The organism is Streptomyces sp. NPDC019890 (assembly GCF_044903445.1).
Lineage (GTDB): Bacteria > Actinomycetota > Actinomycetes > Streptomycetales > Streptomycetaceae > Streptomyces.
In genome coordinates, this window is the sequence record NZ_JBJDQK010000007.1 from 451,331 (window position 1) to 472,312 (window position 20,982).

At 70.7% G+C, this 20,982-nt stretch carries 20 protein-coding genes; 11 read left to right on the plus strand and 9 right to left on the minus strand.

What is annotated here, in order from left to right; all coding sequences use genetic code 11:
* Positions 1 to 27: 27 nt before the first annotated feature.
* Both ACI2LP_RS22050 and ACI2LP_RS22055 read right to left on the minus strand, forming a co-directional pair.
* On the minus strand, positions 28 to 1,419 hold the full coding sequence (locus ACI2LP_RS22050; RefSeq protein WP_404726180.1) for a metallopeptidase TldD-related protein: 1,392 nt from the start codon (positions 1,417 to 1,419) through the stop codon (positions 28 to 30).
* A gap of 82 nt (positions 1,420 to 1,501) precedes the next feature.
* Positions 1,502 to 3,025, minus strand: coding sequence for a TldD/PmbA family protein (locus ACI2LP_RS22055; RefSeq protein WP_404726181.1), 1,524 nt, complete (start codon positions 3,023 to 3,025; stop codon positions 1,502 to 1,504).
* A 185-nt stretch (positions 3,026 to 3,210) separates the two neighbouring features.
* Here ACI2LP_RS22055 and fabG point away from each other — a divergent pair, with 185 nt between their 5' ends.
* The 3 genes from fabG (at position 3,211) to ACI2LP_RS22070 (ending at position 5,307) form a co-directional block, all read left to right on the plus strand.
* Positions 3,211 to 3,915 (plus strand): 3-oxoacyl-[acyl-carrier-protein] reductase, encoded by a 705-nt coding sequence (gene fabG / locus ACI2LP_RS22060; RefSeq protein WP_404726182.1) that lies wholly within the window; start codon positions 3,211 to 3,213, stop codon positions 3,913 to 3,915.
* A 5-nt stretch (positions 3,916 to 3,920) separates the two neighbouring features.
* Positions 3,921 to 4,691 (plus strand): enoyl-ACP reductase FabI, encoded by a 771-nt coding sequence (gene fabI, locus ACI2LP_RS22065; RefSeq protein ID WP_404726183.1) that lies wholly within the window; start codon positions 3,921 to 3,923, stop codon positions 4,689 to 4,691.
* A gap of 247 nt (positions 4,692 to 4,938) precedes the next feature.
* The gene (locus ACI2LP_RS22070) at positions 4,939 to 5,307 is read left to right on the plus strand and encodes a hypothetical protein (protein WP_404726184.1); all 369 of its coding nucleotides are present in this window, start codon (positions 4,939 to 4,941) and stop codon (positions 5,305 to 5,307) included.
* On the opposite strand, the gene ACI2LP_RS22075 is transcribed toward ACI2LP_RS22070, so the two are convergent.
* Positions 5,270 to 5,956, minus strand: coding sequence for a FadR/GntR family transcriptional regulator (locus tag ACI2LP_RS22075; protein ID WP_404726185.1), 687 nt, complete (start codon positions 5,954 to 5,956; stop codon positions 5,270 to 5,272). The two genes, ACI2LP_RS22070 and ACI2LP_RS22075, sit on opposite strands and share 38 nt — an antisense overlap.
* A gap of 68 nt (positions 5,957 to 6,024) precedes the next feature.
* Here ACI2LP_RS22075 and ACI2LP_RS22080 point away from each other — a divergent pair, with 68 nt between their 5' ends.
* The 4 genes from ACI2LP_RS22080 to ACI2LP_RS22095 all read left to right on the plus strand — a co-directional run bounded on the left by ACI2LP_RS22080 (position 6,025) and on the right by ACI2LP_RS22095 (position 8,430).
* Positions 6,025 to 7,299 carry a CynX/NimT family MFS transporter gene (locus tag ACI2LP_RS22080; RefSeq protein ID WP_404726186.1) on the plus strand — a complete coding sequence of 425 codons (1,275 nt, stop codon included), beginning with the start codon at positions 6,025 to 6,027 and terminating at the stop codon, positions 7,297 to 7,299.
* Positions 7,300 to 7,316: 17 nt separating this feature from the next.
* The gene (locus ACI2LP_RS22085) at positions 7,317 to 7,433 is read left to right on the plus strand and encodes an SGM_5486 family transporter-associated protein (protein ID WP_360879573.1); all 117 of its coding nucleotides are present in this window, start codon (positions 7,317 to 7,319) and stop codon (positions 7,431 to 7,433) included.
* Positions 7,434 to 7,598: 165 nt separating this feature from the next.
* Entirely contained in the window at positions 7,599 to 7,805 is a 207-nt protein-coding gene (locus tag ACI2LP_RS22090; protein ID WP_404726187.1) for a hypothetical protein, read from the plus strand.
* A 73-nt stretch (positions 7,806 to 7,878) separates the two neighbouring features.
* Entirely contained in the window at positions 7,879 to 8,430 is a 552-nt protein-coding gene (locus ACI2LP_RS22095; protein ID WP_404726188.1) for a SixA phosphatase family protein, read from the plus strand.
* Between the two features lie 126 nt (positions 8,431 to 8,556).
* On the opposite strand, the gene serB is transcribed toward ACI2LP_RS22095, so the two are convergent.
* Entirely contained in the window at positions 8,557 to 9,774 is a 1,218-nt protein-coding gene (gene serB, locus ACI2LP_RS22100) for a phosphoserine phosphatase SerB (protein ID WP_404726189.1), read from the minus strand.
* 426 nt (positions 9,775 to 10,200) lie between these two features.
* Entirely contained in the window at positions 10,201 to 11,781 is a 1,581-nt protein-coding gene (locus ACI2LP_RS22105) for a streptophobe family protein (RefSeq protein WP_404726190.1), read from the minus strand.
* Between the two features lie 233 nt (positions 11,782 to 12,014).
* On the opposite strand from ACI2LP_RS22105, the gene ACI2LP_RS22110 reads away from it, so the two are divergent.
* Positions 12,015 to 14,561 carry an FHA domain-containing protein gene (locus tag ACI2LP_RS22110; RefSeq protein WP_404726191.1) on the plus strand — a complete coding sequence of 849 codons (2,547 nt, stop codon included), beginning with the start codon at positions 12,015 to 12,017 and terminating at the stop codon, positions 14,559 to 14,561.
* A 121-nt stretch (positions 14,562 to 14,682) separates the two neighbouring features.
* Here ACI2LP_RS22110 and ACI2LP_RS22115 read toward each other — a convergent pair whose 3' ends face one another.
* The 3 genes from ACI2LP_RS22115 to ACI2LP_RS22125 all read right to left on the minus strand — a co-directional run bounded on the left by ACI2LP_RS22115 (position 14,683) and on the right by ACI2LP_RS22125 (position 17,586).
* Complete coding sequence (locus tag ACI2LP_RS22115; protein ID WP_404726192.1) at positions 14,683 to 15,450, minus strand: transglycosylase SLT domain-containing protein; 768 nt, start codon at positions 15,448 to 15,450, stop codon at positions 14,683 to 14,685.
* Positions 15,451 to 15,712: 262 nt separating this feature from the next.
* Complete coding sequence (locus ACI2LP_RS22120) at positions 15,713 to 16,816, minus strand: S-adenosylmethionine:tRNA ribosyltransferase-isomerase (RefSeq protein ID WP_404726193.1); 1,104 nt, start codon at positions 16,814 to 16,816, stop codon at positions 15,713 to 15,715.
* 71 nt (positions 16,817 to 16,887) lie between these two features.
* Positions 16,888 to 17,586, minus strand: coding sequence for an SDR family NAD(P)-dependent oxidoreductase (locus ACI2LP_RS22125; protein ID WP_404726194.1), 699 nt, complete (start codon positions 17,584 to 17,586; stop codon positions 16,888 to 16,890).
* 172 nt (positions 17,587 to 17,758) lie between these two features.
* Here ACI2LP_RS22125 and ACI2LP_RS22130 point away from each other — a divergent pair, with 172 nt between their 5' ends.
* From ACI2LP_RS22130 to ACI2LP_RS22140, 3 genes are all read left to right on the plus strand, one after another.
* A complete protein-coding gene (locus ACI2LP_RS22130) occupies positions 17,759 to 18,913 on the plus strand; it encodes a GAF domain-containing sensor histidine kinase (protein WP_404726195.1) in 1,155 nt (384 codons plus the stop codon).
* A gap of 7 nt (positions 18,914 to 18,920) precedes the next feature.
* Positions 18,921 to 19,553, plus strand: coding sequence for a response regulator (locus tag ACI2LP_RS22135; protein ID WP_404726227.1), 633 nt, complete (start codon positions 18,921 to 18,923; stop codon positions 19,551 to 19,553).
* 180 nt (positions 19,554 to 19,733) lie between these two features.
* Positions 19,734 to 19,982 carry a chaplin family protein gene (locus tag ACI2LP_RS22140; protein ID WP_404726196.1) on the plus strand — a complete coding sequence of 83 codons (249 nt, stop codon included), beginning with the start codon at positions 19,734 to 19,736 and terminating at the stop codon, positions 19,980 to 19,982.
* 117 nt (positions 19,983 to 20,099) lie between these two features.
* On the opposite strand, the gene ACI2LP_RS22145 is transcribed toward ACI2LP_RS22140, so the two are convergent.
* Positions 20,100 to 20,888, minus strand: coding sequence for a hypothetical protein (locus tag ACI2LP_RS22145; RefSeq protein ID WP_404726197.1), 789 nt, complete (start codon positions 20,886 to 20,888; stop codon positions 20,100 to 20,102).
* Positions 20,889 to 20,982: the final 94 nt, after the last annotated feature.

Sequence of the window (20,982 nt, forward strand, 5' to 3'; positions counted from 1 at the left end):
CGCTGTGCCAATGGACTGTGTACGAGGTTATACGCCCTGGCTGACCGAACTCATATTGAAATCCGGGACCCGGAGCGCGGGCATCGCGGCCCGCGTGAACCAGTCGCCCCACTCGCGCGGCAGCGTCTTTTCGGTGCGGCCGGCCTCCGTGGCCCGGGACAGCAGGTCGACGGGCGACTCGTTGAAGCGGAAGTTGTTCACCTCGCCGACCACCTCGCCGTTCTCCACGAGGTAGACGCCGTCCCGGGTCAGCCCGGTCAGCAGCAGCGTCGCCGGGTCGACCTCGCGGATGTACCAGAGGCAGGTCAGCAGCAGCCCGCGGGCGGTCGCCGAGACCATCTCGTCCAGTGAACGCTCACCGCCGCCGTCCAGGATCAGATTGCCGATCCCGGGGGCGACCGGCAGCCCGGTCAGACCGGCGCTGTGCCGGGTGGTGATCAGGTGCTCCAGCTTTCCGCCGCGCACCCAGTCCGTCGCCGACAGCGGCAGACCGTTGTCGAAGACCGACGCGTCGTCGCCGGAGGAGTGCGCGATCACGAACGGCGCGGACTCCAGTCCCGGCTCGTTCGGGTCGCTGCGCAGGGTCAGCGGCAGCGGCGAAAGGGTCTCGCCGACGCGGGTGCCGCCGCCCGGCTTGGAGAACACCGTCCGGCCCTCGGCCGCGTCCCGGGCCGTTGACGACCACATCTGGTAGATCAGCAGATCCGCCACCGCGGTGGGCGGCAGCAGCGTCTCGTACCGGCCCGCGGGCAGATCGATCCGGCGTTCCGCCCAGCCGAGCCGCTGTGCGAGCTCCGCGTCGAGCAGGCCGGGGTCGACATCCTTGAAGTCCCGCGTGGCGCGGCCCGCCCAGGCGGAACGCGAGCGGTCCGGCGACTTGGCGTTGAGCTCCAGCGTGCCGTTGGGCTGGTCATGACGGAGCCGCAGCCCCGTCGACGTACCGAGATAGGTGGAGGTGAACTCGTGGTTGGCGAAGCCGTACAGCTCGCGCTCACCGGCCCGGGCGCGGGCGAAGGCCTCGCCCAGCGCGGGCGCGAAGTCCGCGAAGACGGCGGAGGAGGTCTCGGCGGGCGCGTCCGTGAAGTCGGGGGAGGAGGGGACCCCCTCGACAAGCGGCTGGGCGTCCTCGGCGGGGTCGGCCCCGCGGGCGGCGGCCTCCGCGGCCCGAACCAGCGGCTCCAGGTCGTCCGCGGTGACGGCGGAGCGCGACACGACACCGGATGCGGTGCCTTCGGCGCCGTCGATGGTCGCGATGACGGTGAGGGTGCGGCCGCGGGTGACGCCGTTGGTGGTCAGGGCGTTGCCGGCCCAGCGCAGATTGGCGGAGGAGTGCTCGTCGGCGACGACGACGCAACCGTCGGCGGTGGACAGCTCCAGGGCCCGCTCGACGATCTCGTGCGGCTTGCTGTTGCGGCTCATCGACCGGCCTCCTGCGTCGTGTTGAGACTGTGCTTGCCCGGGGGGCGCCCCCCGGACCCCCGGAAGATTGCGTGGTGCCCGCTCACCGGCCCGCCTCCTGCGTCGTGTTCAGAATGTTCACGCCGCGGAACAGCGCGGACGGGCAACCGTGCGAGACCGCCGCGACCTGGCCCGGCTGGGCCTTGCCGCAGTTGAACGCGCCGCCCAGCACATACGTCTGCGGGCCGCCCACCTTGTCCATCGAGCCCCAGAAGTCCGTCGTCGTCGCCTGGTACGCCACATCCCGCAGCTGACCCGCCAGCCTGCCGTTCTCGATGCGGAAGAAGCGCTGCCCGGTGAACTGGAAGTTGTAGCGCTGCATGTCGATCGACCACGAGCGGTCGCCGACCACATAGATCCCGCGCTCCACCCCGCCGATCAGATCCTCCGTCGACAGACCACCGGGTTCCGGCTGCAGCGATACGTTCGCCATCCGCTGCACCGGCACATGGCCGGGCGAATCCGCGTACGCGCAGCCGTTGGACCGGCCGAGGCCTGTCAGCTTCGCGATCCGCCGGTCCAGCTGGTAGCCCACCAGCGTGCCGTCCTTCACGAGGTCCCACGACTGCGCCGCGACGCCCTCGTCGTCGTAGCCGATCGTGGCAAGCCCGTGCTCGGCGGTCCGGTCGCCCGTCACATTCATGATCGAGGAGCCGTACGCCAGCTTCCCCAGCTTGTCGAAGGTCGCGAAGGACGTCCCGGCATACGCCGCCTCGTACCCCAGCGCCCGGTCCAGTTCGGTGGCGTGGCCGATCGACTCATGGATGGTCAGCCAGAGATTCGACGGGTCGACCACCAGGTCGTACCGCCCGGCCTCGACGCTCGGCGCACGCATCTTCTCGGCCAGCAGCGGCGGGATCTGCTCCAGCTCGGACTCCCAGTCCCAGCCCGTGCCGGTCAGATACTCCCAGCCGCGCCCCACCGGCGGCGCGATCGTGCGCATCGAGTCGAATTCGCCCGTCGTCTCGTCGACGGCGACGGCCGTGAGCGAGGGATGCAGCCGAACCCGCTGCTGCGTGGTGACGGTGCCCGCGGTGTCCGCGTAGAACTTGTTCTCCTGGACGGTGAGCAGCGCCGCGTCCACGTGCGCCACCCCCTCCGCCCGCAGCAGCCGCACGCTCCACTCCGTCAGCAGCGCGGTCTTCTCCTCGTCCGGCACCCCGAACGGATTGATCTCGTACGAGGAGATCCAGGTGCGGTCGGCGTGCACCGGCTCGTCCGCCAGCTCCACCCGCTCGTCGGAGCCCGCCGCGGCGATCACCTTCGCCGAGAGCTTGGCCATCGCGATCGCCTGGCCCGCGACCCTGGCCGCCGCGTCCATGGTCATGTCGACCCCGGAGGCGAACCCCCAGGCGCCGCCGTGCACCACCCGGACCGCGTACCCGAGGTCCGTGGTGTCCGATGAACCGGCGGGCTTGGCATCGCGCAGCCGCCATGCCGCGCTGCGTACGCGCTCGAAGCGGAAGTCGGCATGCTCGGCGCCGAGCGCACGCGCCCGGGCGAGTGCCGCGTCGGCGAGGGCCCGCAGCGGCAGCGCTGTGAAGGCTTCGTCGATGGAATGAGGCACGGATGTCTCCTGTCGTCGAGACGGGTCGCCCTGATCATGTCGCGCCGGAGGGCTGGTTGCCCAGCGCCATTCTGTAGGGACCCGACAGTGACTGGATGAAGGCGCTGTCAGGGCCCGATTCTCCGCGAGAGGGACAGGACCGATAGGTTTCCGAGGTACCAGACCGCTATCGAAAGGGTGATCCGTTGAGCCGCTCGGTTCTCGTCACCGGAGGAAACCGGGGCATCGGCCTCGCCATCGCCCGCGCGTTCGCAGATGCCGGCGACAAGGTCGCGATCACGTACCGCTCCGGCGAGCCGCCGGCCGGCTTCCTGGCCGTCAAGTGCGACATCACCGACGCCGAGCAGGTGGAGCAGGCCTACAAGGAGATCGAGGACAAGCACGGTCCGGTGGAGGTGCTGGTGGCCAACGCCGGTGTCACCAAGGACCAGCTGCTGATGCGGATGTCCGAGGAGGACTTCGTCTCCGTCATCGACACCAACCTCACCGGCACCTTCCGGGTCGTCAAGCGCGCCAACCGCGGCATGCTGCGCGCCAAGAAGGGCCGTGTCGTGCTGATCTCCTCAGTGGTCGGGCTGCTGGGCTCGGCGGGGCAGGCCAACTACGCCGCCTCCAAGGCCGGTCTCGTGGGCTTCGCCCGCTCCCTCGCCCGTGAGCTGGGCTCGCGGAACATCACGTTCAACGTCGTCGCACCCGGCTTTGTCGACACCGACATGACTCAGGCGCTCACGGACGAGCAGCGCGCGGGCATCGTCTCGCAGGTGCCGCTCGGCCGCTATGCGCAGCCGGAGGAGATTGCCGCAGCGGTGCGCTTCCTCGCCTCCGACGACGCCTCGTACATCACTGGAGCCGTCATCCCCGTTGACGGCGGATTGGGCATGGGTCACTGATCACCATGAGTGGAATCCTCGCCGGCAAGCGCATTCTCGTCACGGGCGTCCTCACCGAGGGGTCCATCGCCTTCCACGCGGCCAAGGTGGCGCAGGAGGAGGGCGCGGAGGTCATCCTCACCGGCTTCGGGCGGCTCACCCTCGTCGAGCGCATCGCCAAGCGGCTGCCCAAGCCCGCCCCGGTCATCGAACTCGATGTCACCAACCAGGAGCACCTGGACTCCCTCGCGGACAAGATCCGCGAGCACTCCAGCGACGACTCGGGCCTCGACGGCATCGTGCACTCGATCGCCTTCGGCCCGCAGGGCGCCTTCAACTTCCTGGAGGCGGGCTGGGAGGACGTGTCGACCGCGGTGCAGGTCTCCGCGTACTCCTACAAGTCGCTGACCATGGCCTGCCTGCCGCTGATGGAGCGGGGCGGCTCGGTCGTCGGTCTCACCTTCGACGCCACCATCGCTTGGCCGAAGTACGACTGGATGGGCGTGGCCAAGGCGGCGCTCGAGTCCACCAACCGCTACCTCGCCCGCGACCTGGGCGCCAGGAACATCCGCTGCAACCTGATCGCGGCCGGCCCGATCAAGTCGATTGCCGCGAAGTCGATCCCGGGCTTCGAGGAGCTCGCGGACGTCTGGAACCACCGGGCCCCGATCGGCTGGGACCTGGCCGACCCGGAGCCGGCCGGCCGCGGTGTCGTGGGTCTGCTCTCGGACTTCTTCCCGCGGACCACGGGCGAGATCGTCCACGTCGACGGCGGCGTACACATGATGGGTGCGTAGGACGCCTTCGGCGTCGGCACCGTAAGGCGGCCGGGCCGAGTCCGGTGCGGCCGCGACAGTGTCCAAGGCCCGAGGCGGCGTACGTCAACGATGCCCCGTTCCCCGCAGCGCGCGGGGAACGGGGCATCGCCCGTTCGGCCGCCAAAGCGCGCGCCGCGGCGCGCGGGCGGCGACGCTGGAGAGGCAATCCCCCTTGTGGTGCAGCCGCGGCCCACCCGGCCGCAGTACGGCCGAGGAGGTCCCGCTTGTGCGTCCGACCTGGCGTTATGCCTCCGTACTGGCCGCGGTGACGGTCACGCTCTGGACGGCGCCGCTCGCCGTCTCGCAGCAGCACCGCGACAAGCCGAAGCCCGAGCCCAAGCCGCAGGCCTTCGAAGCCGACTGCCGTACGGTCATCGACGGCTCCCGGGCCACCGCCTACTGCCACAACCCCTACCCCGCCACCGACCGCGTCCAGCTGCACATCGAGTGCGCCCGCTGGTGGGACATCGACGTGGACAGCGCGCCCGTCGACATCGCCCCCGCCGGGTACGTCGAGCTCACCGACCGCTGCTGGAAGGAGATCAGCTCGGTGTGGGTCAGCCACCAGCCCCAGCGGGACGCCGCAGGCACATGAACGGGTAGCTTGCCGCCTCCGCGGCCGCGGCCTCGCCGTCGCCCGCCCGGATCGCCGCGACCATCCGCGCGTGGTCCATGGCGTTCTCCGGGCCCAGCTCCTGGCCCACGTCGTCGCGCAGCCAGTCCCGCAGCAGATCGCCCAGGTCGGCGTAGAGCTCGGTGAGCACCTCGTTGTGCGAGGCCGCCACGACGGCCATGTGGAAGGTCGAGTCCGCGGCGACGAACTGCTCCGCGTCGCCCGCCTGCCATGCCTCGTCGCGCCGGGCGAGCAGCGTCTCCAGCTGCCCCAGGTCCTTTTCCGTACGCCGCTCCGCGGCCAGCCGGGCGGCCGAGGACTCGAGCGTCGAGCGCACTTCGGCGATGTGCCGGGGGCTGGCGTCGGCGAAGCGGCGGTGCATCACGCCCGCCAGTTCGCTCGTGGCCACGACGTACGTCCCCGAGCCCTGCCGGATGTCCAGCAGCCCGTTGTGCGCGAGCGCGCGCACGGCCTCGCGGACGGTGTTACGAGCCACGCCGAGCTGCTCGACCAGCTCCGGTTCGGTGGGGATACGGGAACCGACCGGCCACTCGCCCGAGGTGATCTGGTTCCGCAGCTGCGCGATCACCTGGTCGGTGAGCCCCGAACGCCGGGGGGAGGTCAGCGACATCGTGCTCCTTGCGAAAGGCTCGTGGACGATTGGACAACCAATCATCCCATGATTCTATGATGGCTCTCATGCCCGACGAGACCCAGACCGAGACCCAGACCCGCACCCTGAGCCCCGCCGCAACGGACCGTACCGCCGTGGGTGTCCCGGCCCCGCGGCTCTGGCTCACCCGGCTCGTCGTCGTCGGCATCGTCCTCGCGGCACTCAACCTCCGTCCCGCGATCACCAGCCTCGGCGCACTCCTCGAAGAGGCCCGGGTCGGACTGCACATGAGCGGCAGCGTGGCCGGCGTACTCACCTCGGTGCCGCCACTCTGCTTCGCGGTCTTCGGGATCGCCGCGCCGCGGCTCGCCCGCCGCTTCGGCCCCGGCGCCGTCGTCTGCGCAGGCATGGCCGCCATCGCGACCGGCCTGCTGATCCGCCCCTTCGCGGGCGGCACGGCGGGCTTTCTCGCCGCCAGCGCGCTCGCGCTCATGGGCATCGCCGTCAGCAACGTCCTGATGCCGGTGATCGTCAAGCGGTACTTTCCCGATCGCGTCGGCTCCATGACGGGGCTCTACTCGATGGCGCTGGCACTCGGCACCTCCGTCGCCGCGGCCGCGACCGTGCCCATGACCGAGGCCCTGGGCGGTAGTTGGCGGGTCGGCCTCGGCCTCTGGGCGGTCCTCGCCGTCCTCGCCGTGCTGCCCTGGATCGGCCTGGCCGGTGACCGCGGCGCGGATGCGCGAAGCGCCGCACGCCCCGGCGCCGAGCAGAGCCCCGCGCCCCGGGTCACCCGCAGCCGCACCGCATGGGCGCTCGGCTGCTTCTTCGGCCTCCAGGCCACCGGCGCGTACATCACCATGGGCTGGATGCCGCAGATCTTCCGTGACGCGGGGGTCTCGGCGGGCACGGCCGGGGTGCTGCTCGCCGTGACCATGGTGATGGGCGTGCCACTCGCCTTCGTCATCCCGCGACTGGCCACCCGGATGAAGACCCAGGGTCCGCTCGTCGTCGCCCTCGGCCTGTGCGGACTGACCGGCTACACGGGCCTGTTCTTCGCACCGGCCGCCGGAGCCTGGGCATGGGCGCTGCTGCTGGGCGTCTCCAACTGCGCCTTCCCGCTCGCCCTCACCATGATCGGCATGCGGTCCAGGACCGGGGCCGGAGTCGTGCGGCTGTCGGCCTTCGCGCAGTCCACCGGCTATCTGATCTCCATCCCGGGTCCGCTGCTGGTGGGCGTGCTCTACCAGCACAGCGGCGGCTGGGAGCTGCCGATCGCCCTGATGGCGGGGCTGATCGTGCCGCAGATCGCGGTGGGTGTGCTGGCCGGGCGGGACCGGACGATCGAGGACGAATGCTGAGGTGCGAGACTGGTTGCATGCCTGTGCTCGACCCGAACCCCCAAAATGGCCAGAAGAAGCTCCTCTACGTCTTCGGAGCCATGATCGCCGTCACGGTCGTGATCGCGATCATCGCGTCCATCGCCTCGCCCTGACGCGGGCGTTCGGCGCTCCGCGGCCCTGATGGTGGTGCTGGCCCCACCGTCCCCTAGGGGGTCAGGCTCAGGGTGAAGTGGGTGGGTCACCGGATGGGCCGGGCTGCCCATGATCCGTAGGTTTGCAGCATCAGACCGCAGACCTACGGAACCCCGGAGGCGGCCATGTCGGCCCACACGCACACCCCGTCCACCGGTAAGGCCGCGGGCAGCGTCGACATCCGGCTGCCGTGGTGGGCCGTGGCACTGCCCATGCTCGCCTTCGTCGTGCTGCTCCTGCTGATCGCGGACCCCGCCCAGGCGCAGGCCGCGGGCGGCGAGCCCGCGGTGGGGCAGATCCTGGAGCGTATCCAGCAGACGCTGTCCCGGTGAGTGATTCACCCGTCATGGGGGAGCCCGTCAACACCCCGCGCCCGCTGGCGCATTTCATGCGAAGCTGGGGTGCATGAGCGACGCCGTGTCTTCCGCGGGGACTGCCCCCGGATCCCCTGAATCCCGCAGGATTGTGCTCCTCCGGCATGCGAAGGCCGACTGGCCGCAGGTGTCCGACCATGACCGCCCGCTCGCGGAGCGCGGCCGCATGGAGGCCTCGGTGGCCGGCCGCAGGCTGGCCGATTCCGGTATCGCCTTCGACCTGGCTCTGTGCTCGACCGCGAGCAGAACGCGCGAGACGTGGAAGCTGGCGGTGCACGAGCTGCCGCACCGCCCCAAGACGGTGTACGAGGAGCGGCTGTACGAAGCCTCTCTCGGCGAGCTGATCGCGCTGCTGAACGAGACCCCGGACGAGGTCAACGATCTGCTTGTGATCGGCCACAACCCCGGGGTGCACGCGCTCGCGGACGCGCTTGCGGGCAAGGCCGAGGGCGACACGCTGGCGCGGATGACCCAGAGCGGCTTCCCGGCTGCGGCGTTCGCGGTCGTCAGCTTCACCGGCTCCTGGAAGTCCGTCGAGCACAACATGGGCACGCTGGTCGAATACTGGGCGCCGCACGAGTAACACCCCTGTCCGGTACGTACTGTGTCCTTCCGGGGGCAACCCCCGGACCCCCGGCCGACAAAAACGGGCCCCGGCGCGAAGTCTGCGCGCCGGGGCCTTGTACTGCGTCGGGTCAGCAGTGTCCGGTCAGTGTTCTTCGCCCTCGCCGTCCGCGGCCTCGACCTCTTCGCGGGTGATGCCCATCAGGTAGAGGACGGTGTCCAGGAACGGCACGTTGACCGCAGTGTGGGCGGCGCGGCGCACGACCGGCTTGGCGTTGAAGGCAACGCCGAGACCGGCCGCATTGAGCATGTCCAGATCATTCGCACCGTCGCCGATCGCGACGGTCTGGGCCAGCGGTACGCCTGCCTCGGCGGCGAACCGGCGCAGCAGGCGGGCCTTGCCCGCGCGGTCCACGATCTCGCCGGTGACACGGCCGGTGAGCTTTCCGTCCACGATCTCCAGCGTGTTCGCCGAGGCGAAATCAAGACCGAGGCGTTCCTTGAGGTCATCGGTGACCTGCGTGAACCCGCCGGAGACGACGCCGACTTGGAAGCCGAGGCGCTTGAGGGTACGGATCAGGGTACGGGCGCCGGGAGTCAGCCGGACCTCGGCGCGCACCTTGTCGACGACCGAGGCGTCGAGCCCCTTGAGCAGCGCGACGCGGGCGTGCAGTGACTGCTCGAAGTCGAGCTCCCCGCGCATTGCGGCGGCGGTGACCTCGGCGACCTTGTCCTCGCAGCCCGCGTGTGCGGCGAACAGCTCGATGACTTCGTCCTGGATGAGGGTCGAGTCCACATCCATGACGATCAGGCGCTGGGCCCGGCGGTGCAGCCCGGCCGACACAACCGCGATGTCGACACCGATCCCGGCGGCCTCGGTCGCCAGTACGGTGCGCAGGGCCTCGGTCTCCGTACCCGACACCGCGAATTCGACGGCCGTGACCGGGTACTTGGCGAGCCGGAAGATCCGGTCGATGTTGCCGCCGGTCGCGGTGATCCTGGCCGCTATGGCGGCGGTGGACTCGGCGGTCAGCGGGTGCCCGAGGACGGTGACGTGCGAACGTCCGCTGCCGCGGGGGCGGTTGTCGCCGGTGCCCGAGATGATCTCGGCCTGCAGCTTCATGGACTCGGCCCAGCTGTGGACGGTGGCGCGGAGGTCCCCTTCGGTGGTCTCACCGACGGTGGGGGCGGTGACGAGGGCGCACAGGACGATGCGGCCCCGGGTGACGACCTGCTCGATGTCGACGACATCGACGGAGTAGGCGGCGAGGGTGTCGAAGAGCCCGGCGGTGATCCCGGGACGGTCCTTCCCGAAGATCTTGACGAGAAGGGTACGTACGTCGGAGGTCTGCGAAGCGCTCATGGTGCTTCCACCGTATCTGGCGGGGCGGCGGGGCAGCGCCCCTGTCCCGCCAGCCGGACACCCCCGGGGCTGGGCCCCGGGCCCCTGGGGGCGGCTCCGGGGGCTGCCGCCCCCGGCGCCGGGGCGCGCCCGCTTCGCGGCGCGATGGGGCGCAGACCGTCCCTGGGGGCTTCGCCTGCGCGGCCTGGGCCGGGCCCTGGACTCCGGGGCGTGCCCGTGTCGCGGCGCGAGCCGCCCCCCCGCCCGGGCGTCGTCGTGGCCGTCGGCCCACGGGCTCCGGCGTGCTGCGCCGCGAAGCCGGCGCATCGGGGTGTGGGGGCGTCAGCCCCCACGTACCCCCTGGGGTACGGGGCGCAGCCCCGGTTCAGGGAATGGGCGGGGTGGGGGAAAAATCCCCGGCCCCAGCCCATTGGCTCCGCCGCCCCCTCAGCCGCCCCTCCGCGGCCTGCCCGGTGGCGGCGGGCCCTCCTCCGGGGCCGCAGGCGGGGGCGGCGGCGAGGGTGGGGGCGGAGCCAGCGGGCTTGCCATCGTCGGGGCGCCGTGGATTTCTGGAGGGAGCCGCAGATACGGGTTCGTCGCATCGTTCGACGGGCGGTACGGCGGCGCCGGACGGTACGGCCCCGGCAGCTCCGCCGCAGACGCAGCGACCGGCGCCGGTGCCGGCTCACCCCGCGTCGCGCACACCAGCAGCGCCCCCACACCCCCCGCACCCGCTCCCCACACCGCACCCAGCAGCAGCGCCACCCCCAGCGACCCGTGCAGCTCGATCCCCGCGCCGAACGCGTCGAAGCCCAGTACCGACAGCGACGCGGACGCCGAGACATCCGTCAGCCACACCAGCAGCGGCAACGCGACCGCCGTCACCGCGGCCAGCCGCACGGCGCACCGCCCCGCGAAAGCCGGCGCCCCCAGCCCTGCCCGGGGCGTGCGCGCCGCCGTGAGCACGCCCGCGTAGAGCATCATCAGGGCCGCCGCGACGGCCAGCAGCCACACCCGCCCGTCCAGTTCCGCCAGCCTGCCCACCGTCGCCGGCTCGTCGGCCGAGACCCGTAACAACTCGTCGAGCGGATCCGGCAGCACCTTCGCCAGCTCACCCTTCGCCCGGCCGTCCCACGGCACGAAGAGACCGAGGGGGACCCCGAGCCACACCCCGTTGGGAGCGCCGAGCAGCGCAGCGCCCGCAATGCGCTTGGGGTTGTCGTCGCCCACCGCCGCGTACCCCGCCGCCGCATACCCCGCGAGCACCGCGACCAGCAGCACCGCCACGACCGCGGACGCCGCCGGCCGTACATTCCGCTTCAGCGCCGCCGACACCGCGCCGCGCGGCAGGGGCGTACGCCGCGAGGCGAGCAGTGAAATCACCAGCACTCCGAGCACCCAGAACAGCGCACCCGCCAGCGAATCCGCGGTGTTCACGCTGAACCCGACCGCAGCCTTCGCGTCCACCAGATCCCCGAGCCGGTCCGGCAGCAGCCCCCCGATGTCGCCGAGCCCCGGCACCTCGATGCCGCCTGCGCCCCCGCCCCGGCCCGGCAGATCGTCAAGACCGAGCTTCGCTCCGTCGATCGTGATCACGTCGTGACCTGCCCACGCCAACCCGCCGACCGTCGCGACGAACAGAACCACCACCCCGGCCGCCCGCGCGGCGAGTTCACTCCCTGAGACATACGGCTCCGCGCGCCTCAGCGAACGTAGAAAGAAGTACGCAAGAAGCAGCGCCCCGACCAGCCCCACCCCAAGTGGCGTGATGTCGACGGCCGTCCGCGCCTGTGCACCTTCCAGCCCGAACGCGGACACTTCACCTGTCGGAGTGACCGATCCGCCCACCGCGAGCACCACCGCCGCCGCGGTCATCGGCCCGAGCGCAGCCGCCGAATCCGCGCCCAGCAGATGCAGTCCGAGCGCCGCCGCGCCCGCCATCCCGACCAGCGCCCAGCTCACCGCGGCGACCGACGCCAGCACCACATCGCCCCACGGCACCTTGCCGGTGCTGCCGCTCGCATCCATCGGACCCCCCGATCCCTGCTGGGTTTGACCCAGTTACCCCCACTCGCGCATGATCCGTACGCACTCATGGGCGCTTACTACTCTCCGGGCGTGTTTCTCCTCCGTCAACGGTCATCCCGGCCGCGGTCTTCACATGGCCCGACTTTCGGATACACGACCGGGCCTGAAATAGTTCCTCACGATGTTCGCCATCCCTAGACTCCCTGCGATGGGGGTATGTCGGGGGACAACTAGTGGGGCATGGAGTGCCGGAACTCGTACTGGAATTGAACGGAAGGACCTGGACCCTCGATCCGTCCAGGTCATACACCCTCGGACGTGATCCGCAGGGCGACCTGGTGATCGACGACGCCAGGGTCTCGTGGCGGCACGCCAGCATCAGCTGGGGCGGCCGCAGTTGGGTGATCGAGGACCACGGCAGCACCAACGGCACATACGTGCAGGGCCAGCGGATCCACCAGATGGAGATCGGCCCCGGCTCCGCCGTGCACCTCGGCAATGCCACCGACGGCCCCCGGCTGAACCTCTCCGGTGCCGCGGCAGGCGCCGGTGCATACAGCGGCCAGGGCGCCGTGCCCCAGCAGCAGGCAGCCAATCAGCAGGCCCACGCTCCGGCGCAGCAGCCGAACCAGAGCTGGCAGCAGCCCCAGGCCGGGCAGCAGCCCCAGGCCGGGCAGCCGCAGCAGGCCTGGCAGCCGCAGGCACAGGTCCCGCACCAGCAGGGACCGGGCGGCGCGGGCGGTGTCGCGGGGGCCCCGCCGGTGTACGGGGACCGCAGCCCGACCACCTTCCACCAGCTGGACCTCGGCCGCGTGATGCGCATCGGCCGTGCGCTCGAGAACGAACTGGTCGTCTCCGACCTCCAAGTCTCGCGTCTGCACGCCGAGTTCACCGCGACCCCCGACGGCCGCTTCCAGATCCGTGACCTCGGATCCCACAACGGCACGTACGTCAACGGTCAGCCGATCGCCAAGTCCGGCACCGTACTCATCGGCCCCAACGACATCGTCGGCGTCGGCCACTCGACCTTCCGCCTTGTCGGCGACCGGCTGGAGGAGTTCGTCGACACCGGCGAGGTCTCCTTCTCCGCCCGCCACCTCACGGTCACGGTCGAGGGCGGCAAGCAGATTCTGCGGGACGTCTCCTTCGGCGTACCGGAGAAGTCGCTGATCGGCGTCATCGGCCCCTCGGGCTCCGGCAAGTCCACCCTGCTCAAGGCCCTCACCGGCTACCGGCCCGCCAACCAGGGCGACGTCCTCTACGACAACCGCAGCCTCTACAAGCAGTTCGCCGAGCTGCGCCAGCGCATCGGTCTGGTTCCGCAGGACGACATCCTGCACAAGGAGCTCACGGTCCGTAAGGCGCTCAAGTACGCGGCCAAGCTCCGCTTCCCCGGCGACACCGCCGAGGCCGAGCGCGAGGCCCGTATCGACGAGGTGCTGCGCGAGCTCAAGCTCGACATCCACAAGGACAAGAAGGTCACCTCCCTCTCCGGCGGCCAGCGCAAGCGCGTCTCCGTCGCCCTGGAGCTGCTGACCAAGCCGTCGCTGATATTCCTGGACGAGCCCACCTCGGGTCTCGACCCCGGCATGGACCGCGACGTCATGCAGCTGCTGCGCGGCCTCGCCGACGACGGCCGCACGGTCCTGGTGGTCACCCACTCCGTCGCCGAGCTGGCGCTCTGCGACAAGCTCCTCGTCATGGCCCCCGGCGGCTCGGTGGCCTACTTCGGCCCGCCCGAGGAGGCGCTCAACTTCTTCGGCTACAGCACCTGGGCCGATGTCTTCTCGGCGTTCGAGAACTACCGCGACTACGACTGGGCGGGCCGCTGGCGCGGTTCGCAGCACTACCAGATGTACGCGGCGGACATCGACGCCGTCGCCGCGCAGTCGGTGAACATGCCGTCGCCGCAGCAGATGCGCCCGCCGAAGCCGCAGAGCTGGGGCTCACAGCTGTGGACACTGATCCGCCGCTACTCCTCGGTCATCGCGTCCGACAAGGGCTTCATGGGACTGATGGTCATCCTGCCCGCGGTCCTCGGCCTGGTCAGCGTGGTCATCCCGGCGAAGTTCGGCCTCGCGCCGCCCACGCCGCCGAGCAAGTTCAACGGCGACGCGGGCACGATCATGCTGATCCTCGCGGTCGGCATGTGCTTCTCGGGCGCGGCCAACTCCGTACGAGAACTGATCAAGGAACGGGTCATCTACGAACGGGAACGGGCCACCGGCCTGGCCCGCTCTGCGTATCTGATGTCCAAGGTGATCGTCCTCGGCGTGATCACGGCCATCCAGGGCGTCATCATCTGCGGCATCGGCTTCGCCACTCGCGAGCTGCCCGAAGAGGGCCTGATCATGCCGCCGGCCGTCGAGATCTGCCTCGTCGTCATCGCGCTGGGCTTTACCTCGATGATGTTCGGCCTGGTCATCTCCTCGCTGGTGAAGACCGCAGAGAAGACCATGCCGCTGCTGGTCATGTTCGCCATCGTCCAGGTCGTCTTCACCGGCATCCTCTTCCAGGTCTACGGATCGCCCGGCCTGGAGCAGTTCGCCTGGCTGATGCCGTCCCGCTGGGCCATCGCGGGTGCGGGCGCGACGCTCGACCTGTCGCACCTGATGCCGCCGTGGGACCCGAACAAGCCCACCGACCTGGACCCCCTGTGGGAGCACTCGGCGGGCCAGTGGGGCATGAACATCACCATCCTGCTCGTGATCGGCGTCCTCTGCGGCATCGCGGTCGCGCGGCTGCTGCGCCGCCACGAGCCCGAGGTCATGCGCAAGTAGGCACGACAGGCATCACCGGCATCACCCGCACGATCCGCAACGCGCCGAAGGGCGGCACCCCGCATGGGGTGCCGCCCTTCCGTGTCAGACGTCACGTGTCAGGCGTGAGACGTCCGACTGCTCAGTAGGCGCTGTTGACGTTGTCGATCGAGCCGTACCTGTCAGCGGCGTAGTTGGCCGCGGCGACGATGTTGGCGACCGGGTCGTACTGGCTGTTGGCAGTACCCGCGACGTGGTAGGCGTCGAACGTCGGCTTGATGACCTGCAGCAGGCCGATCGACGGGGTGCCGTTGATCGCGTTGATGTCCCAGCCGTTGATGGCGTTCGGGTTACCGGCCGACTCACGAATGATGTTGCGGTGCAGGCCCTCGTAGGAGCCCGGGATGTTGTGCTTCTTCATGATGTCGAGCGCCTCGCGGATCCAGCCGTCGAGGTTGTTCGCGTAGATCGGCTTGCGGGCCGCGGCACGGCTGGCGGCCAGCGCCTTGGCGCGCTTCTTCGCGGCGGCCTTGGCAGCGGCCTTCTTGTTGGCCTGGGCGATGTCGTGGGCCTTGGCCGCGTTGTGCGCCCGGGCCTTCGCGTTGGCCTTGGCTATGGCGTGGGCCTTCGCCTTCAGGTGCGCGTTGGCCTTGGCCACGGTGTGGGCGTGGGACTGGGCGTGGGCGACGGCCTCGGCGTGAGCCTTGGTCAGGGCGTGGGCCTTCGCCAGTGCCGCGCGCTCCTGGGCGGACAGCGTCTTCACGGAAGCCGACTTGGCGACGAGGCCCTCGGCCTCGGCGGAGGCGTTGTCAGGGACGAGCGAGAAAGTGAGTGCTGCGACCGCGGCGGCGGCGATACCGGCGATCGAGACTTTGTGGGTCTTGGTCAGGCGGGTGCTGGACGCGGACATACAGGCATACCTCTTCGAATAGCGGAAGTCGCATCAGGCCGGGGCGGCGCTGCGCTCCTCGGCGGCGACGTCGGCAATTCTTAGCGGCCGCAAAATGCCTTGGCAAAGGTGTGACGTACTATCCGCAGTAGTGGATCAGGGTGTCCCAATAGCCCCCTTTCGCCCTCCCCGTCCCCGCTCATGCGCCCTTTATGTATCCACTAGAGGCGTTCGTAAGTGATGTACGTCCTATGCCCGGGCTCACATCGGGCGCGAAACGGTTTCACCATCCGTTGCGCCAGCAATGCAAAGAGTGAGGGCTCTCATTCGGAAGGATGAGGTGGACGTCGCCGAACTCGTGCCAGAGATAGAGATGGCCCAGAGCCTGCTCGTAGGCGCGGCCCAGCGCCTCCCGCCCGGCGATGGCCTCCAGCATCAGCAGATGCGAGGCCTGCGGCTCGTGCAGTCCGGTCAGCAGGCCGTCCACGGCGCGCACCCCGCGCCCCGGAGTGATGACCAGATCCGTCCAGCCCGAGGCCGCGCGCACCACACCGTTGTCGCTTGCCACCGACTCCAGGGCGCGCACGGCCGTCGTGCCCACCGCGATGATCCTGCCGCCCCCCGCCCGCGCGGCATTCACCAGCCACGCCGTCGAGGCGGGCACCTCGAAGCGCTCGGGGTACGGCGGCTCGTGCGTCTCCGCCGACGCCACCCCCGTGTGCAGAGTGAGCGGCGCGAACTGCACCCCGCGGCTCACCAGCTCCGCAACGAGCCCTGCCGTGAAGGGCCGCGCGGCGCTCGGCATCTCCGCGGATCCCGAGCCGTCGGGGCAGGGGAGCGCGAAGACCGTCTGGTACGCGGACAGGGGCTGGTCCCGCACCGTGTATCCGTACCGGATCGGACGGCCGACCCGCCCCAGCAGCGCCGGCACGTCCACGGACACCGACGCCCACCACAGACGCTGCGCACCGGGGACGATCGGCTCCTCCAGTACGAGCCGCTCACCTCCGGGTATGCGTACGACGGCCCCCGCGGGACCACCGGAGCGCGGCAGGGTGCTGCCCGAACCGTCCGGGCTGCGCAGCTCCACCGCCCACCGCCCGTCGTCGCCGCGTGTGGAGAAGTGCACGACGACGGCCTCGCCGCCCACCCGTCCGTTCACGGCGGCGGCCAGCGTGGCGGACGTGTTGACCACCAGGACGTCGCCGGCCCGCAGCTGCCCGGGAAGGTCCCGGAAGGCGTGGTGCGAGACGCCGGTCCCGCGAGAGACCATCAGCCGCACGTCGTCCCGCCCCGCCCCGCGTACTTCGGCGGGCACCCGTGCGGAGAGCTCATCAGGTACGCGCAGGGCGTCGAGCACGGCTGTTCCTCTGGATGTATCGCTCACTGATGCGTCTCCCACTGATGCGTCTCCCACTGATGCGTCGCCCACCGATGTGTCTCTCACCGATGTGTCCGTCACCGGGACGCCCTCAGCAGGTCCGGAGCGGTGTACCGGCCGCTCGCGGGACGCTCGTCCAGCAGGCGCAGAAAGCCCGGCACCACCGTTTCCGGCGAAGGGCGCGGGTCGTCGTCGTCCGGGACCGCGGCGGCGTACAGATCCGTCTGCATGTCGCCCGGGTCGACCGTCCACACCCGCAGCTCCGGCTCCTCCACCGCGAGGACGGCCGCGAGATGGTCGAGCGCCGCCTTCGAGGCCCCATAGCCTCCCCAGGTCTCGTACGCCTCAGCCGCCGCGTCCGAACTGACCGCGATCACCGTCCCCGCCTCCGCGGCCCGCAACAGCGGCAGCGCCTCCTGTACGAGTCCCAGGGCGGCGACCACATTCGTCTCCAGCGCTGCCCGCAGCCCCTCGAGCGGCAGCGCGTCCAGCCGCACCAGCGGCTCCGCACCCAGCGCGCTCGCATTGCTCACCAGCAGGTCGAGCCCGCCGAGCCCGCGGGCTGCCGCCAGCAGCTCCGTACGGTGGCGGGCATCGGTGACATCCCCTGTCACCGCCACCACTCGCGTCCCGTGCGCACCGATGTCGTGCGCGCTCTTCTCCAGCACGTCCGCGGTTCTGGCGCCCAGCACCAGATCCCAGCCCCGCTCGGCGAGGGCCGCAGCCAGTGCGCGCCCCAGCCCCTTCGAAGCCCCCGTGATCACCGCAACTGCCATGGTGTCCATCCCCTTGTCCGCATCGGTGATCCCAACCTAGGAACGCGGCCCACCCGCCGCCTCGTGCGCGGGACCCCACCGGCCAGGGCACTTCGACCTACGTCCCGAGCCCTAAGCGGCTGCCGTCCCCGGTCCGATACGGACTGTCACAACCCGCCGGTACGGTGAGTTCATGAGCCATCGACCCAGCTCCGGCCTCGCGGCCGTGAGCACCGCGCTTCTCGCGATGAGCAGGCATCTCGAGGTGCGTGACGTGCTGAAGACGATCGTCGCCTCGGCGCGCGAGCTGCTCGACGCCGAGTACGCGGCGCTGGGCGTCCCCGACGATCACGGCGGCTTCGCCCAGTTCGTGGTCGACGGCGTCAGCGACGCGCAGTGGAAGGCGATCGGACCGCTCCCGCGGCAGCACGGCATCCTCGCGGCCATGCTCCGCGACGCGAAGACCGAGCGGCTCGCGGATGTCCGCAAGGACCCCCGTTTCGAGGGCTGGCCGTCCGCCCACCCCGACATGTCCGACTTCCTCGGCCTGCCCATCAAGGACGGCGACGAGACGATCGGCGCGCTCTTCCTCGCGAACAAGCGCTGCCCCAGGACCTCTTCCGGCAGGGATGGCTGCGGCTTCACGGAGGACGACGAGGAACTGCTGTCGATCCTGGCCCAGCACGCGGCGATAGCCCTGACCAATGCCCGGCTCTACGAGCGCAGCCGGGAGCTCACCATCGCCGAGGAACGCTCCCGTCTCGCCCATGAGCTGCACGACGCGGTGAGTCAGAAGCTCTTCTCGCTGCGGCTGACCGCACAGGCCGCGGCGGCTCTGGTGGACCGGGACCCGGCCCGCGCCAAGGGCGAGCTGCAGCAGGTCGCGATGCTCGCCGCCGAGGCCGCGGACGAACTGCGCGCCGCGGTCGTGGAGTTGCGCCCCGCCGCCCTCGACGAGGACGGCTTGGTCAACACCTTGCGAACCCATATCCAGGTCCTCGACCGGGCGCACACCGCTCGGGTCACCTTCGACAGCCGCGGCGTCCGCGCCCTGCCCGCGGCCCAGGAGGAGGCCCTGCTGCGGGTTGCCCAGGAGGCCCTGCACAATGCGCTGCGGCACTCCGGTGCCGACCAGGTCGACGTGGTCCTGATCCGCCGCGGTCAGGGGGTCGCCCTCAGCGTCACCGACAACGGCCAGGGCTTCGAGCCCCGGACGATCCGCCGGGCCGGTCGCCATCTGGGACTCGTCTCGATGCGCGACCGGGCGAGCGGCGTCGGTGGAAAGCTCACGGTGCAGTCCGCGCCCGGAAAGGGCACCACGATCGAGATGGAGGTCCCCGGTGGCTGAGAAGACAATGATCCGCGTGCTGCTGGTCGACGACCATCAGGTGGTGCGCCGGGGCCTGCGCACCTTCCTGGAGGTCCAGGACGACATCGAGGTCGTCGGCGAGGCGGCGGACGGGGCGGAAGGGGTCGCCCGCGCCGAGGAGCTGAAGCCGGACGTCGTCCTGATGGACGTCAAGATGCCCGGCATGGACGGCATCGAGGCGCTCCGCAAGCTCCGCGAACTGGCCAATCCTGCACGGGTGTTGATCGTCACCAGCTTCACCGAGCAGCGCACCGTGGTCCCCGCCCTGCGCGCGGGCGCGTCGGGTTATGTCTACAAGGACGTCGACCCCGAGGCGCTGGCCGGCGCGATCCGCTCCGTGCACGCGGGCCATGTGCTGCTCCAGCCGGAGGTCGCGGGCGCGCTTCTCTCGCAGGACGACCCGGGCAGCGGCACGGGCCGCGGCAGCACTCTTACGGAACGCGAGCGGGAGGTGCTCGGCCTGATCGCCGACGGGCGTTCGAACCGCGAGATCGCCCGGGCGCTGGTGCTGTCCGAGAAGACCGTCAAGACCCACGTCTCGAACATCCTGATGAAGCTGGATCTGGCGGATCGCACACAGGCGGCGCTGTGGGCCGTACGCCACGGTCTGACCGGCTAGGACGCGGCTGGGGCGGGCTGGTCCCGGCCGGCGACGGGCCAAGCGGACGGTTCCATTCCGACCCGAGATTCATACTGTCGGGTGTATGTCACTCGTCCGGCGCATCCTGATCGACTCGGCGGCGTTCTCCATGGCGTGCTGCGGCGGCCGGCCGCAGCGAAGCCCAGGAGGATCTGAGAAGTGAAGAACCTGAAGAAGGCCGCAGCCCTCACCATGGTCGCCGGCAGCATCGTCGCCGCGGGCGCGGGCGTCGCGTCCGCCACGACCGGTGGGGCGTACGCGGGCGGCTCGGCGTCGAACTCCCCGGGCGTCGTCTCCGGCAACCTGGTACAGGTCCCGGTCCACGTCCCGGTGAACGTCGTCGGCAACACCGTCAACGTGATCGGCGCGCTCAACCCGGCCTTCGGTAACGAGGGCTACAACGGCTGACGGATGCCCACCGAGGTGTGACCCCAACCCCCAGGCCCAGCCTGGGGGTTGCCCCGTTCCGCACCACCGGGCCCGGCGCACCGTCGCTGGACCAGGGCCCAGCCGCCGGACCCCGCGTCAGCGGCCCCGCTCCCGTTCCTCCACATACGCGTTGTACGCCGCCACCTGGGCCCGCCTCGCCACCCGTTCCACCGGACGCAGCGCCTCACCCCGCGCCGCGATTTCCGACGCGCTCACCGCCCCGCCGTGGCCGTTCTCGTACGCCACCGAGATGAGCAGTCCGATCCGCTGGGCCAGTTCCAACACCCGTACCGCGCGCGGCGGATACCCCGGCGCGAGCGTCTCGGCGGAGCCCCGCTCCGCACGTGCCCGGTAGGCGTCGATCGCCGCCTCCGCCACCGGACCCGACGCCGCCACGTCCAGGCGCGACAGCACCTCCGTCGCGTCCCGCAGTGCCTCCGCGAGTTCCCGTTCCGCCTCCCCGAGCGAAGGCACGTCCGCGGGCGGCGCCTCCCGTACCGCCAGGCAGTGCCAGACGACTTCGACATGTACATCACCCGCCGGCCCGGCCTCGTGCACCTCCGGCACAAGCCCGTACGGCGCTCCCGTCGCGACAACGGCCTCCTCCGCGTCGAGCGCCCGCGCGTTGAACGCCGGCGGCCCGCTGAGCCCCAGCGGATGCCCCGGCGCGGGCAGCGCGACCCGGTACCCGGTCACCCCGAGCGCCCGCAGCCGCCCCAGCGCAAGCGTGAGCCCGACCGGGCCCGCCTCACCCGGCAGCCCCTCCACCCGGTGCACCGCGTCCTCGCCGACAATGGCGAGCGCCGCGTCATCCGGCGATACAAATCCGGCCAACAGGGCATTTCCCCATGCGGCCAGCCGTCCTGAGCGTGGTTCGCAAAGCATGGACCCAGCCTAGGTACCGGACCGGGGGACTGGGCCACCCGACCGGTGGCGTAGGTTTTCCCTGGGAGCTGTGCCCACAGGTGCATAAACCGCC